Source organism: Neokomagataea anthophila (assembly GCF_018122595.1).
Classification (GTDB): domain Bacteria; phylum Pseudomonadota; class Alphaproteobacteria; order Acetobacterales; family Acetobacteraceae; genus Gluconobacter; species Gluconobacter anthophilus.
In genome coordinates, this window is record NZ_JAGRQH010000003.1 from 99,656 (window position 1) to 113,245 (window position 13,590).

The window sequence follows — 13,590 nt, forward strand, 5'->3', positions numbered from 1 at the left end:
GTCTGTCATCATACGCCAGCCTGCACGCGTTCGTCCGGGCGGCGGGGGGATCCTGCCTAACGTATTGTGGCAGGATCGGAAAGGTCTGTTAGGTGGTGGGGGATAGGACAGAAATCAACTGTGGCACTAATGCCGGGTTCCCGCAGGCCAGAACTGTTCCATCACTTTCGAGGCGTAAGGGCGCGCCTTGCCAATCAGAGATATGGCCACCTGCACCTTGAATAATAGGCACTAAGGCGCCCCAGTCCCAAGGTTTCATGGTGCATTCTGCGATGACATCAATTTGGCCGAGAGCAAGGAGGCCGTAAGAATAACAGTCTCCGCCCCATGACGTTCGTAATGTTTGCGCCTGAAGTGCTTTGAAGCGTGGCGTATGCTCTGGGGTAAGCATTTCTGGGGATGTGCAGGATAATTCGGCCTGGTTGAGCGCGGGGCAAGCGCGTGTGCCAGCTTTGCCGGGAATGGATGCTGCGGTGAAGGTGGTTGGGCGGCCCTCAACGCCGAGCCAGCGTTCATTGGTAATGGGTTGGTCAATCAGCCCTAAGACCGGGCGGCCTTGGTAGAAAAGCGAGACAAGAATGCCGAAAGTAGGACGGCCTGTAAGGAAGGCGCGGGTGCCGTCAATGGGGTCCAGTACCCAAAGCCAGTCGCCGTCATGCCCGCTTTGGCCGGCTTCTTCACCGAGAATACCGTGATCAGGGAGGTGCTGTTCTAAAATATCACGCATGGCGCGTTCGGCAGCACGGTCTGCGATGGTGACCGGACTGTCATCCGATTTGGCATCGGCTTGAATAGAGGTGCGGAAATGAGGACGGATGACAGTACGGGCAGCATCCGCACAGGCATGGGCAACCTGAATGATGGTATCCGTGACGAGGGGGGATGTGTGTTGTGCAGTCATATTGTCTTACATACCTAATAATAGGGGTTTGATGTCAAAAAATCCCGAGAAGGGGGCTGGCTGTGATTGACGGGGCCGCGGGTGAGCGGCATCACAGAGAGTATGAAGCCGATTATTGTTATCCCCGCCAGACTTGCCTCCACGCGCCTTCCGCGCAAGCCCCTTGCTGAGATTGGTGGGCGTACCATGATCGAGCAGGTTGCTCTAAGAGCGCTGGAGGCTGATTTGGGGCGCGTGGTTGTCGCGGCCGGTGATCAGGAGATTATAGATGCTGTTGCGCATCTTAATGGGGTTGAAGCTGTTTTGACGGCGCCTGATCTGCCAAGTGGTTCTGATCGTGTGCATGCTGCTTTGCAGCGTATTGATCCGGCGGGTGAGCATGATGTGGTGGTGAATTTTCAGGGCGATCTGCCTTCTATGGACCCGCAGGCGCTGCGTGCTGTGTTGGCACCGGTGGAGGGCGGGGTTTTTGATATTGGTACGTTGGTTGCGCCTATTCATACGGATGAGGAGTTATGTGCCTCACAGATTGTGAAGGTGGCTTGTACGTTTGATGATCACCCTGTGGCGCGTGGGGTTTATTTCTCACGTCTTCCGGTGCCGTCAGGTGCGGGGCAGCATTGGCATCATATCGGTATTTATGCTTGGTGCCGTCAGGCGCTAGAGCGCTTTGTCACCTTGCCTCCTTCTGGGTTGGAGCGGCGGGAAAGTCTTGAGCAATTACGTGCACTTGAAAACGGTATGAGTATTGGGTGCGTGCGTATTGCGGAGGCACCGCGTGGTGTTGATACGGCAGATGATTTGGCCTTTGTACGAAAGGCATTCACGTGCCCATAATTGCTTTCCAAGGGCGTCCCGGCGCTTATTCTGATCTTGTTTGCCGTCAGGCGCGTCCTGAGTGGGAAACGTTGCCGTGCCCAAGTTTCTCTGCGGCGATTGAGGCGGTACATGATGGCCGTGCCGATGAGGCCCTCTTAGCGTGTGAAAATTCGCTTGCGGGGCGTGTGCCAGAAATTCATGCTCTTTTGCCTGACGCTGGGCTGCATATCGTTGGTGAACATTTTCATCGGGTTGAACATTGTTTGTTGGTTGTGCCGGGTACGCCGATAGACGCAATCCGTGCGGTGCATACGCATCCGGTTGCGTTGGGACAAATTCGCAATCTTCTTGCAGAGTTAGGCGTTGAGGGTGTGCCGCAGTTTGATACGGCAGGCGCGGCCGAGATGGTGGCACAATGGCAACGGCCGGGGGATGCCGCGGTGGCGTCGTCCTTGGCTGGGGAGCTAAATGGGCTGGAAATCCTCAGGCGAAATGTTGAGGATGCCGCGCATAATACAACACGATTTTACCGCGTGGCGCCGCAGCCGGACTGGCCAGATCCGTCTCATGACGGTACGTTGACAACCTTGCTTATGCGGGTTGGCAATAAGCCGGGAGCGTTGTATGCCGCCCTCGGCGGGTTTGCACGATACGGTGTGAATATGACGCGCCTTGAAAGCTATATGCTGGGTGGCTCTTTTGCGGCAACGCAGTTCTTGATGGATATTGAAGGGCATCCAGAGCAGGACAATGTGCGTTTGGCACTCCAAGAGCTGACACAAGTCAGTGATGATCTGAAGCTACTCGGTGTATATCCGCGCAGTTTGGCCCGCGTGTAGGGGTACAATTATCATCGTTATGGTGGTGGTTGGTTAAGGATGAACAGGAACGAGAAGATGGTAGGCACGCGCATGGTTCGTGGAGCGCTGACGGCTTTAATAACGCCGATGCAGACAGATGGCGCTGTTGATTATACGGCTTTTGCGCGGCTGATAGAGCGTCAGGTCAAAGGCAAAGCGGCGGGTGTTATTCCGGCGGGTACGACGGGTGAAAGCCCAACTTTGTCACATGATGAGCACCGTCAGGTTGTGGCGCGTTGTGTGGAAGTGGCGAATGGCCGTATTCCTGTGATGGCTGGTGCTGGATCAAACAGTACGTCTGAAGCGGTCGAGATGGCGCGTCATGCACATTCTGTCGGTGCAGATAGTGTGCTGGTGGTGGTGCCGTATTATAATAAGCCAACTCAAGAGGGCTTGTACCGCCATTTTATGGCAGTTGCAGATGCAACGCCTTTGCCTTTGTATTTGTACTGTATTCCGGGTCGTTCCATTGTTGATATTGCGCCAGACACGATGGCGCGTTTGGCTCAGCATCCTAATATTGTGGGTACAAAAGATGCGACGGCTAATATGGCGCGTCCCATTGCGGTGCGTCGTGCGATTAATAAGCCGTTTAATCAGCTTTCAGGCGATGATAATTCGACCTTGGCCTTTATGGCGGCTGGCGGTGATGGCTGCATCAGTGTGACCTCTAATGTCGTGCCTGAGTTGTGTGCTGAACTGTTTACAGCATGGGATGAAGGGCGCATTGCGGATGCTATTGCGCTGCAAGACCGGTTGACACCACTGCATGATGCTCTCTTTGCGGAGAGTAATCCGGGACCGGTGAAATATGCACTGTCACGGCTTGGCTTGTGTACGCCAACATTGCGTTTACCATTGGTTGAACCAACAGAAGCAACGCAGCGTGTGGTGGATAATGCTTTACGCTCTCTTGGATTGATTGACTGAGTTTATGGCGGCACCCAAAAAAAAGAGCGGTATGATTTCCCACGGGATTGCCGCGCAGAACAAAAAGGGTCGTTTCAACTATACGATTCTGGAAACGGTTGAGGCTGGATTGGTGCTGAAAGGGCCGGAGGTTAAGAGCCTCCGCCTAGGGCGCGCGACCATTACCGAAGCTTATGCCGGTGAGCGTGATGGTGAAATATGGCTCTATAATTCGTATATACCCGAGTATCAGGGGGGCGTTTTATCGCGCTTTGATACGCGTGCTCCGCGTAAGTTGTTGATGAGCAAAAAGCAGATCAACCATTTTGTGGGAGCCGTGAGTCGCTCAGGGGCATCGTTAGTGCCGTTGGACATTCACTTTAATGCACGTGGTGTTGCGAAGGTGACGTTAGGTTTGGGACAGGGACGCAAAAAGGAAGACAAGCGTCACGCCATTGCAGAACGTGATTGGCAGCGTGATAAAGCGCGCTTGATGCGCAGCAAAGGTCGTGACTTCTAAGTCTCTAAACATTTCTTGTATGCAGAATGTGAGAAATGTTTCCCTAGTGGGTTTTGAGTATTTCAATTAGGCCATAAAAAAACGCCGCATCCTTTTGAAAAGGGCGGCGTTTTTTTTTGCGTATTGGGAGGCCGAAGCCTCCCAAACGGGATTAGTCAGCGTCGATAACAGCTGCTTCTGGACCCTTCTGGCCCTGAACAACCTTCACGTTGATCGTCTGACCTTCGTTCAGCGTCTGAAGCTGTGAGCGCTCCAGAGCGGAAGCGTGAACGAAGATGTCCTTGCCGCCGCTTTCTGGCGTGATGAAGCCGAAGCCCTTCGTTGCATTGTACCACTTTACAATGCCGCGGGTTTCTTCAGCCATGGACAGGTCAGGAGCAGGGCGACCCGGACGTGCAGATGGAGCACCGAAGCGTGGTGCTGCACCCATAGGCGCACGTGGGCGTGGTGCTTCTGCTGTGCTTTCGTCAACGGAAACCACTTCAGCAACCTGACGGCCCTTAGGACCTTGGCCGATGCGCACAACAACTGTCGCGCCTGGGTTTACGCTGCTGTAGCCAGCGTTGCTCAGTGCATTTGCATGCAAGAAGATGTCGCCTGAGCCGTCAGACAGTTCAACAAAGCCGAAGCCCTTTTCTGTGTTGAACCACTTTACGCTGGAGCTGATTTCCGGGCCTGATGCTGCAACGAAGCTGTTGCCACCACGACGGGGGGCGCCATAGCCACCACCACCGGCGCTACCACCACCGAATCCACCACGGTCGCTGTAGCTAGGACGGTCATTGTAGGACGGTTGGGAGCCGAAGTCCCCGTCAAACCCGCCGCGGCGAGGGGAATTGAAGCTGCGGTCGGTTCTGTTGTTTCTCAACGGTCTAATCCCGAGATAGGGGTGCCTCGGTGGGGAGTTTCCCGCCGGGACTTGTCAATTTCAAACGAGTGAAGCGCGCGTTTTTGCGTCTTCGCTTATAGCTGTAGCATGATTTTTTTGATGTCTGCCACAGGGAAGTGCATTCTTCGGGGGGAGATAAACATTTTTTTTAGTTCATGTGTAAAATCTAAGCTGGGCTAGGCGTCTGGTTATGGACGTGAGATACCTCATTTTAAGTATACTCTGATGCGCTATCTTAAGTGTCTTTATTGGGTATTGAGGAAACAGGAGTAGGGATATCAATGAAACGACAAAGCCGCCTCTTTTTTGGCTTATCTGCTCTCGCTTTTGGTGTGAGTGTTGGGCTGGTTGATGTCCCGAAGGTGCATGCTACACCGCTCCAAGACCCGTATGGGACATGGACGATTCAAGGTGAGAATGATGCGGTCTCAACGTTCAAGGGAACGTCGGATCAGTATTACACTTCCGGCCTGCGGATTAATTGGACATCTGGTACGGATAACCTGCCGAAGCCGATTGCGAATCTGAATCACTTCCTGATGGGAGATGGGGTGCAGCGTATCAGCATTGGTTTGCAGCAACTGATTTTCACTCCTCATGCGACACAATTGGCGCAGCCGCCTCAGAGTGACCGTCCGTATGCTGGGCTTTTGCTTGGAACGGTGAACCTGATTAATGACACGGATCTGTCACGCTCTGTTGTGGGCGTACAATTCGGTGCCATGGGGCCTGCTGGTTTGGGGCGGCAGGTGCAAAACGGATTCCACAACTTGATTAGCGATACGCCGAATCAGGGTTGGTCTCATCAGTTGGCGAATCAGCCGGTCTTTCAGGTGCAGGCTGGGCGAATCTGGCGTTTGCCGATTGCGTCCTTATATGGGGTTGGTGCCGATATTTTGCCTGCCGTTTCGGGGGCTGCTGGGGATTATCGGACTTATGCGGATGTCGCGACGACGTTCCGTATCGGTCAGGGGCTTGATAGCGATTTTGGCAATGCCACGATTGGGCCGGGCTTAGATGGTACCGATGCCTTCCGTGCGACGCGCCCATTAGCATGGTATGTTTATGGTGGTGTTGAAGGTCAGGCGGTTGGGTATGACTCAACTTTGGAAGGCAGCACGTTCCGTCCGAATGCACCGCACGTCGATAAGATGTGGGATGTTGGTGAGATCCATGCGGGTGTGGCGGTGATGTGGCATGGTGTCCGCATGTCTTACAGTCAGAATTGGCAGTCAGCTCAGTTCAAAACCCAACGTAGTGGCATGTTTAACTATGGCTCCGTGAAGCTGTCTGTGAAATTCTAAAAATGAAATAGGCACTACAGCGTTTGGCGCGCTGTAGTGCTTTTTTATGTGAGAATGGCAGGAGGGCCGAAGAGGAAGCCCTGCGCCTCCAGGCAGCCGTGACTGTCTAAAAAGGAAAATTGGCGTTCTGTCTCCACGCCTTTGGCGCAGATGCTGAGGTTAAGCGTTTGACCTAGGCGCAAAATACAACGCATGACGTCATCGGCCCGGTCATCCTCATGGAGACGTTCGACAAAAATACGGTCGAGTTTGAGCTGATCGATGGGGTAGGTTCGCAGGCGTTCTAAAGACGCCGTGCCACTGCCAAAATCATCGATTGCGATACGTACGCCTAAAGCACGGACGCGGGCCAGTTCACGGAAGATAATGTGATCAGGCGCGAAAGTTGTGCGCTCTGATATTTCGATTTGGAGTCTATCGGGCGCGAGGCCGGTTTCTTCCAGCACGGTACGGACAGCGTGACAGAGACGTTCATTCACAATCCAAGTGGGCGATATATTAACGCAGACGCGATGTGTGTTGTTCCATTTTTGACCGACGGTACAGGCTTCGCGTAGGGCCCAACAATCAAGTTGTTCAATAAGGCCATTTTTTTCTGCATTTTGAATGAAAAGAAGCGGTGAGACTTCGCCGAAATGCGGACGCTCCCAGCGTAGCAAGGCTTCTTGGGCAATAATTTTATGCGTTCTGAGGTCGATAATCGGCATCCAACGCAAAAACAAAGCATTGCTGGTAATGGCGTGTGAAAGGTCTTGTTCGAGCGTTTGGGATGCGTGGTAGTGCTGGGTTTGCTCTTGGGTTGCGCGCGTATCATGGCCGCCGCCGGTTGTTTGAGCGGTGGTGAGGGCGGCCGTTGTGGATAAAAGTAAAGAATCCGTTGTGTTGCCGTCCTCGGGGAAAATGCTCCACCCCATTGAAAGAGTGAAACTGATTGAGTGCTCATCAATGGTGATAGGGGTGGTGGTGAGGTTTTGAACAGCATTTACTAAATGCTGAGTGCCGATGGCAGATGTTCCCGTTGGGGTGATGATCATAAATTGTCCGCCCCCGAACCCACCGAAAAAACTGTTGGGGGGGAGTAATTTTTGGGTGCGACAGATCAGCGTATTGAGCACTTTATCTGCAATATCCCAGCCATGATTTTGATTGATATGGCGCAGCTGATCAACGGCGAGGAGAATAGTGCCAAAATGATTTTTGCGCGTTTGGTATGAGATTTGCTCGATCTGTTCCGAGAGAGCCGCATGGCTGGCAGATCGGTTAGCAAAAAGTGGCTGACGGTGAGCCGAGGGAGAACGAAGCAGATGTATCAGATCATTGAGCATCGCTTGTATATGCGCGGTCAAAGATGGGTCAGGGTTTTGGCGTATGACAATACGTTCGCAGCGCTCAGGACTGATGGAAACAAGCGTTATGTCAGCTTCTTGTGCGAGGGTGTCGGGCTCAATGGAAAAGCGTGACAGTCGTGTTTGGAACTCAAAAGAAGCATTGGGGTGTGGGGTGATACGCGCGGAGGAAATGTCCAAGCGTGGGTAAAGAATGGCGCATTCGGTCGTTTGCGCAATGGTACTGACGAGGCGCAGCAGTGAAAGGTGAAATTGTCGGTCTTGCTCGGTACGGAAACTCATTAGTGGCTCCAAAAGGGGCTGCGTCCCTCATAGCAGTCATGGTGAGGGGGTGTGGTGTTTGTTGATGATCGTTAGCCTGAAATAAGAAGTCGCTCTGGTTTGTCGCGTTTGAAGAAACGTAGAAGCGTTTGGAGCGCAGGTCCACGGCCCTTTTCAAGGTTGGGATTGCGCGTCACTTCGCGCTCGCTGTCTTGGCGCATAGCATGAGCGAGCGGGGCGATGCGGCGGCCATGCGCTAATCGGAGGCCCGGCAGGCCAGATTGCCGGTGTCCGGCGAGGTCACCGCCGCCCCGTAGTCGGTAATCTTCATCTGCGATGACAAAGCCGTCTGTTGTATCGCGCATGAGGCTGAGGCGTTGCTGGGCGCTGGATGAGAGCTCATCATCATGCAGAAGCAAGCAGAAAGACTGCTTTGCGCCACGTCCGACACGCCCACGCAATTGGTGTAATTGTGCGAGGCCGAAGCGTTCAGCATGTTCAATGACCATGATGGAGGCATTCGGGATATCGACGCCCACTTCAATAACGGTAGTGGCGACGAGCAGGCGCGTTTGACCTGTGCGGAAAGCATCAAGTGCGGCTTGGCGGATTGTGATGTCTTGTCGGCCATGGGCAAGGCCGATGACGTCTTGGCCAAAAATATCACACAACATGGCCCATCGTTCTTCGGCCGCAGCGGCGGATGCTGTTTCGCTGTTTTCAATGAGTGGGCAGACCCAGAAAATTTGTGCATTAGCGGCAAGGGCGCGTTTTACAGCATTGATAATATCGCCCAGTGCACTCATGCGGTGCAACGTTGAACGAATAGGTTGTCGGCCTTTTGGTTTGCTGTCCAGCTTGCTTACGCTCATTTCACCCCATTCCATAAGTTGTAATGTTCGGGGGATGGGGGTGGCGGTCATGACGAGGATGTCGGTGGCGTGGCCCTTATTGCTTAGCGCCATACGTTGTTCGACGCCAAAGCGGTGCTGTTCATCAATGACGGCAAGGCCGAGATTGGCGAAGAGTACGTTTTCTTGGAACAGGGCGTGGGTACCGATGATCAGTTTGGCCTCACCGCTAGCAATGGCAGAGAGTACCTGTTTACGGGCGCTGCCTTGGACGTTGCCGCTGAGATAGATGCAGGGTGCAGGGCAGAGGTGAGAGATGGTTTCGTAATGTTGGCGGGCGAGAATCTCGGTGGGAGCCATGAGAGCAGCTTGCGCGCCGGATTCAACCGCTTGCAGCATGGCGTGCATAGCCACGAAGGTTTTACCTGCGCCGACATCTCCTTGTAGGAGACGCATCATCGGGGTGGGGTTAGCCATGTCTTGGGTAATGTCGGCAATAGCGTTGCGCTGCGCCTCTGTGGGCTGATGGCCGAACTTCTCTTGTAATTGCTTTTGTAGGATTCCCGTGCCGGGGCGGCTTTGTCCGGGGCGTGCTTTGGCTTGGTGGCGGGCGAGCGCGATGCAGAGTTGATCGGCGAGGATTTCATCCGCAGCGAGGCGGGTACGGGCGCGCTCTAGGGTTGCATGCCAGAGGATGGGGTCTGCATCAGGGGCTTTGTTGGGGGCTTGAAGTGTGTGCAGAGCTTCTGTGAAGGATGGCCAGCGCCGCCGAGCGACGAGCGTAGGGTCATGCCATTCCGGAATGTCCGATAAAAGCGCGAGCGCAGCTCGCATTGCTTTGGCAACGGTGCCTTGGAACAAGCCTGCGGTGAGGGGCCAGACAGGCTCTAATGTGGGGATGCGCCAGTGTTCTTCAGGTGTGACGAGGTGATCAGGTGGTGTCAGGGTGAGCTGGTTATTGAAAACACTGACACGGCCTGAGGTGAGGAGTTCTGTACCCGGAGTGCATTTTGGGATGCTGCGTTTTTGGAAGAAAACGAGGTCTAATGTGCCGGTATCATCTGTGGTGTGCAGGACCGTGGGTTGGCCCGGCCGCGCTGGATCCCGACGGGAGGTGACACGGATTTTGGTGGTGATGACGGAGCCGAGTTCACGGGTTGCTGCTTCGGCGAGTGTAATGGGCGTACCCCGGTCAATGATGCGTTCAGGCACGGTGAATAGTAGGTCTAAAACGCGTGGGCCGGTGGCAATTTTTTCGAGTAGTTTGCTGTGACGTGGCCCAATACCCGGGAGGCTGTCGAGGGGGGCATCTAATGCTGGGATCGCGTCGCGTGTCACGGGAATGTCTGGGCCTTCAGAAGATGAGAGCGCTGGTATAGAGTAGGATCAGCATGGAACAAAACGAAACCAAGAATCGCGAAACCGCTGCCGCATTCGGCCCGGTTGTGTGGGGTGTGCCAGATGGGAGCGTGGCGTTTTTGCTGCGTCAGCGTCTGGCTGAGCATGAAGGGCCTTTGCTGCATGTGGCGCGCGATGATGCGTCCGTAGCGGCTTTAGCGGATATGCTGGCGTGGTTGATGCCAGAGGTGGAGGTACTGAAGCTGCCCGCTTGGGACTGTCTGCCTTATGACCGTGTGTCCCCCAATCCTGCGATTGTTGCGGAGCGAGTTGGTACGTTGTGCCGTTTGCTGGAGCCGACGAAAGCCCGGCGTATTGTGCTGACAACGGTACATGCTATGGTGCAGCGTATGCCGCCCAAGGCCGCTTTCGCGGGGCAGTCGATCAATGTGGCAGAAGGCGAAAGCCTTGATCAGGGGTTATTGATCGAACTCTTGGTGGCGAGTGGTTATACTCGGACAGATACCGTGATGGAGCCCGGCGAGTTTGCAACACGTGGCGGTATTTTTGATCTCTTCCCGTCTGGCGCGTCTGAGCCAGTGCGGTTGGATTTGTTCGGTGATGAAGTTGAGAATATCCGCAATTTTGATGTGGGTACCCAGCGTTCAACTCAGACGTTAAAGCGTTTTGTTCTGCGTCCGGTTTCTGAGTTTGCGCTCACAGCGGAGAATATCAGTCATTTCCGTACGGGGTGGCGGGATAGTTTTGGCAGTGGTGCCGCGAGTGATGTTGTGTATGCCCATGTATCGGAAGGGCGGCGGCATCCGGGGCTAGAGCATTATTTGCCGCTTTTCTACGATACGCATGATCAGCATATGGCCACGGTATTGGATTATGTGCCGGGTGCGGCGGTCAGTTTTGAAGCGCAGACGCCGGATGTGCTGCGGGCGCGGTTCGAGATGATCACGGATCACTATGAAGCGCGTCGTGTCCCAGTGCGTGAGGGAGAAACGCCGTATCGCGCGCTGCCACCGCATCGTTTGTATCTGAACCAGCATGGTTGGGATGCGATGCTGTCCGGTGTGCCAGCCGTGATGCTCAATAGTTTTGCAAAGCCGGATCTTGGTACGGGTGTTGATGCTGGGGGGCGGCCTGGTGCGTTATTTGCACGGGCGAAAGATGGTTCGCGTGAGGGTGTTTTTGAAGCCTTTGGTCAGCAGGTCAAGGACTGGGCAGAGCAAGGGCGACGCACTTACGTCACGGCATGGAGCCGTGGATCACGGGACCGTATCGCGCATTTGCTGAAAGAGCATGGCGTTGCCGTTGCGGAGTATGAAGACTGGCCATCAGCGGCATCTTTGCCCAAAGGCACGGTTGGTCTGTTGGTGTTGGGGCTAGAGCGCGGGTTTGTTCTGGACCGGCTGTGTTTCGTGTCCGAGCAAGATTTGCTGGGAGAACGCATTGCACGTCCGCCGCGCCGGAAGAAGCGTGGTGAGCAGTTTATCTCTCAGATTGGAGAGATTGCTGAGGGTGACCTTGTTGTTCACCATGAGTACGGCATTGGGCGTTATGCGGGGCTTGAGACGGTTACGGAAGGCCGTGTCGCGCATGATTACCTCTCCATTTCGTATGATGGTGAGCAGCGGCTCTTATTGCCTGTTGAGAATATTGATTTGCTGAGCCGCTTTGGTTCTGAGCAGACAGGTGTGCAGCTTGATCGCCTTGGCGGGACATCGTGGCAGGACCGTAAGGCCAAGATGAAATCCCGCATCCGTGTGATGGCGGGTGAGTTGATCCGCACGGCTGCGGCACGTGCCTTACGTGAGGCACCAACTTTAGCCCCAGCGGAAGGGCTGTGGGATGAGTTTTGTGCACGTTTCCCTTATGTGGAAACAGAAGATCAGTCCCGCGCGATTGCGGATGTTCTAGAAGATATGAGCGCTGGGCGGCCGATGGACCGTTTGGTGTGTGGTGATGTTGGCTTCGGTAAGACCGAGGTTGCCTTGCGTGCGGCCTTTGTCGCGGCTTTGTCTGGAATGCAAGTTGCTGTTGTTGTGCCGACAACGCTTCTGGCACGCCAACACTTCCGCGGTTTCAGTGCTCGTTTTGAGGGGCTTCCAGTCCGTATTGCGCAGCTTTCTCGTCTGGTGACAGCGAAGGAAGCGACGAAGATTCGTGAAGACTTAGCGGCAGGGCAAATTGATATCGTCGTGGGGACGCATGCGCTCCTTGCCAAGACGGTGGGTTTTGACCGGCTTGGTTTGTTGATCATTGATGAAGAACAGCATTTTGGTGTCTCCCATAAGGAAAAACTCAAAGCTCTGCGGGAAGATGTTCACGTTCTGACACTCTCTGCAACGCCGTTGCCACGGACGTTGCAGCTTTCTTTGTCTGGTGTGCGTGAGATGAGTTTGATCGCTACGCCGCCGACAGATCGTTTGGCTGTACGGACGTTCATTACGCCGTTTGATAGCGTGATGATCCGTGAGGCGATTCAGCGTGAGCGGTTCCGTGGTGGGCAGGTATTCTGCGTCTTGCCACGCTTGGCAGATCTGGACCGTATGGCGGAGCGTCTGGCTGAGATCGTGCCGGATGCGAAAGTGGCGCAAGCCCATGGTCGTTTGACGCCAACGGAGCTTGAGCGGGTCATGACGGAATTTGCAGATGGCCGTTATGATATTTTGCTCTCCACAAATATCGTGGAAAGTGGGCTCGATATGCCCAGCGTGAATACGATTATTATTCATCGTGCTGATATGTTTGGTCTTGGGCAGTTGTATCAGCTGCGCGGGCGTGTTGGGCGTGGAAAGCAACGTGGTTATGCGTATTTGACTTGGCCACAGACGAATTCTCTTTCGGCCGCGTCTCAAAAGCGTTTGGAGATTATGCAAACGCTTGATTCTCTGGGGGCAGGTTTCACTTTAGCTTCGCATGATTTGGATCTGCGAGGGGCAGGGAACCTGTTAGGGGATGAGCAGTCCGGGCATATTAAAGAAGTCGGGATTGAGTTGTACCAGCAGATGCTGGAAGATGCGGTCTTGGATATGCGCCGAGAGCGTGGACGCCGGGCGGAAGAAGATGATACAGACTGGACGCCGCATATTATTCTTGGCTTGCCCGTGCTGATTCCAGAAACATACGTGAAAGACCTGCCCGTACGGTTGGGGCTGTATCGTCGTATCGCTGCATTGCAGAACGAAGATGAAGTTGAAGCAATGCGCGCGGAGCTGATTGATCGCTTCGGTAAAATGCCGGGTGAAGTCGGGAATCTTCTGGATGTAGTTCTGATTAAGCGTGCGTGCCGTGAGGCCGGGGTTGAGCGTTTGGAGACGGGGCCTAAGGGCATGGTCTTACAGTTCCGCCGTAACCGCTTCCGTAATCCAACAGGGCTTTTGGACTGGGTGGCACGCAAGAAGGATGCTGGGGTGAAAATACGCCCGGATCAGAAGCTGGCCGTTATCCGTGAGATGACGAATGCTAAGCGTATTGGTTACGCGAAGCAGGTAACTGGTGTTTTGTGTAAATTGGTACGTAAGGCCGGCTAGAGAAGGTGTTCCGTCGGGGGGAGGTAGGTGCCGTTTGCATGTGGGGC

At 54.4% G+C, this 13,590-nt stretch carries 10 protein-coding genes; 6 read left to right on the forward strand and 4 right to left on the reverse strand.

Annotated features, from left to right (window positions below; translation table 11 throughout):
* Window positions 1-88 precede the first annotated feature (88 nt).
* A complete protein-coding gene (locus KB213_RS05705; protein ID WP_211681166.1) occupies window positions 89-901 on the reverse strand; it encodes an inositol monophosphatase family protein in 813 nt (270 codons plus the stop codon).
* A 102-nt stretch (window positions 902-1,003) separates the two neighbouring features.
* Between KB213_RS05705 and KB213_RS05710 the strand changes: the two genes are divergently transcribed.
* The 4 genes from KB213_RS05710 (at window position 1,004) to smpB (ending at window position 4,009) form a co-directional block, all read left to right on the forward strand.
* Complete coding sequence (locus KB213_RS05710) at window positions 1,004-1,738, forward strand: 3-deoxy-manno-octulosonate cytidylyltransferase (protein WP_211681660.1); 735 nt, start codon at window positions 1,004-1,006, stop codon at window positions 1,736-1,738.
* On the forward strand, window positions 1,729-2,559 hold the full coding sequence (locus KB213_RS05715) for a prephenate dehydratase (protein WP_211681168.1): 831 nt from the start codon (window positions 1,729-1,731) through the stop codon (window positions 2,557-2,559). The genes KB213_RS05710 and KB213_RS05715 overlap by 10 nt, the downstream gene beginning before the upstream one ends.
* 72 nt (window positions 2,560-2,631) lie before the next feature.
* A complete protein-coding gene (gene dapA / locus KB213_RS05720) occupies window positions 2,632-3,510 on the forward strand; it encodes a 4-hydroxy-tetrahydrodipicolinate synthase (protein ID WP_211681662.1) in 879 nt (292 codons plus the stop codon).
* A 4-nt stretch (window positions 3,511-3,514) separates the two neighbouring features.
* Entirely contained in the window at window positions 3,515-4,009 is a 495-nt protein-coding gene (smpB, locus tag KB213_RS05725; RefSeq protein ID WP_068170762.1) for an SsrA-binding protein SmpB, read from the forward strand.
* A gap of 151 nt (window positions 4,010-4,160) precedes the next feature.
* Here the strand turns inward: smpB and KB213_RS13005 are convergent, their stop codons facing one another.
* Window positions 4,161-4,877 carry a cold-shock protein gene (locus KB213_RS13005; RefSeq protein WP_068170765.1) on the reverse strand — a complete coding sequence of 239 codons (717 nt, stop codon included), beginning with the start codon at window positions 4,875-4,877 and terminating at the stop codon, window positions 4,161-4,163.
* Window positions 4,878-5,179: 302 nt separating this feature from the next.
* On the opposite strand from KB213_RS13005, the gene KB213_RS05735 reads away from it, so the two are divergent.
* Window positions 5,180-6,202: a lipid A deacylase LpxR family protein gene (locus tag KB213_RS05735; RefSeq protein ID WP_211681170.1), complete on the forward strand. Its 1,023-nt coding sequence runs from the start codon at window positions 5,180-5,182 to the stop codon at window positions 6,200-6,202.
* 44 nt (window positions 6,203-6,246) lie between these two features.
* Here the strand turns inward: KB213_RS05735 and KB213_RS05740 are convergent, their stop codons facing one another.
* Together KB213_RS05740 and recG are read right to left on the reverse strand one after the other, a co-directional pair.
* Window positions 6,247-7,830 (reverse strand): GGDEF domain-containing phosphodiesterase, encoded by a 1,584-nt coding sequence (locus KB213_RS05740; RefSeq protein ID WP_211681172.1) that lies wholly within the window; start codon window positions 7,828-7,830, stop codon window positions 6,247-6,249.
* Between the two features lie 71 nt (window positions 7,831-7,901).
* A complete protein-coding gene (recG, locus tag KB213_RS05745) occupies window positions 7,902-9,998 on the reverse strand; it encodes an ATP-dependent DNA helicase RecG (protein WP_346266674.1) in 2,097 nt (698 codons plus the stop codon).
* A 53-nt stretch (window positions 9,999-10,051) separates the two neighbouring features.
* Here recG and mfd point away from each other — a divergent pair, with 53 nt between their 5' ends.
* A complete protein-coding gene (mfd, locus tag KB213_RS05750) occupies window positions 10,052-13,543 on the forward strand; it encodes a transcription-repair coupling factor (RefSeq protein ID WP_211681174.1) in 3,492 nt (1,163 codons plus the stop codon).
* The last annotated feature ends 47 nt before the right edge of the window (window positions 13,544-13,590 follow it).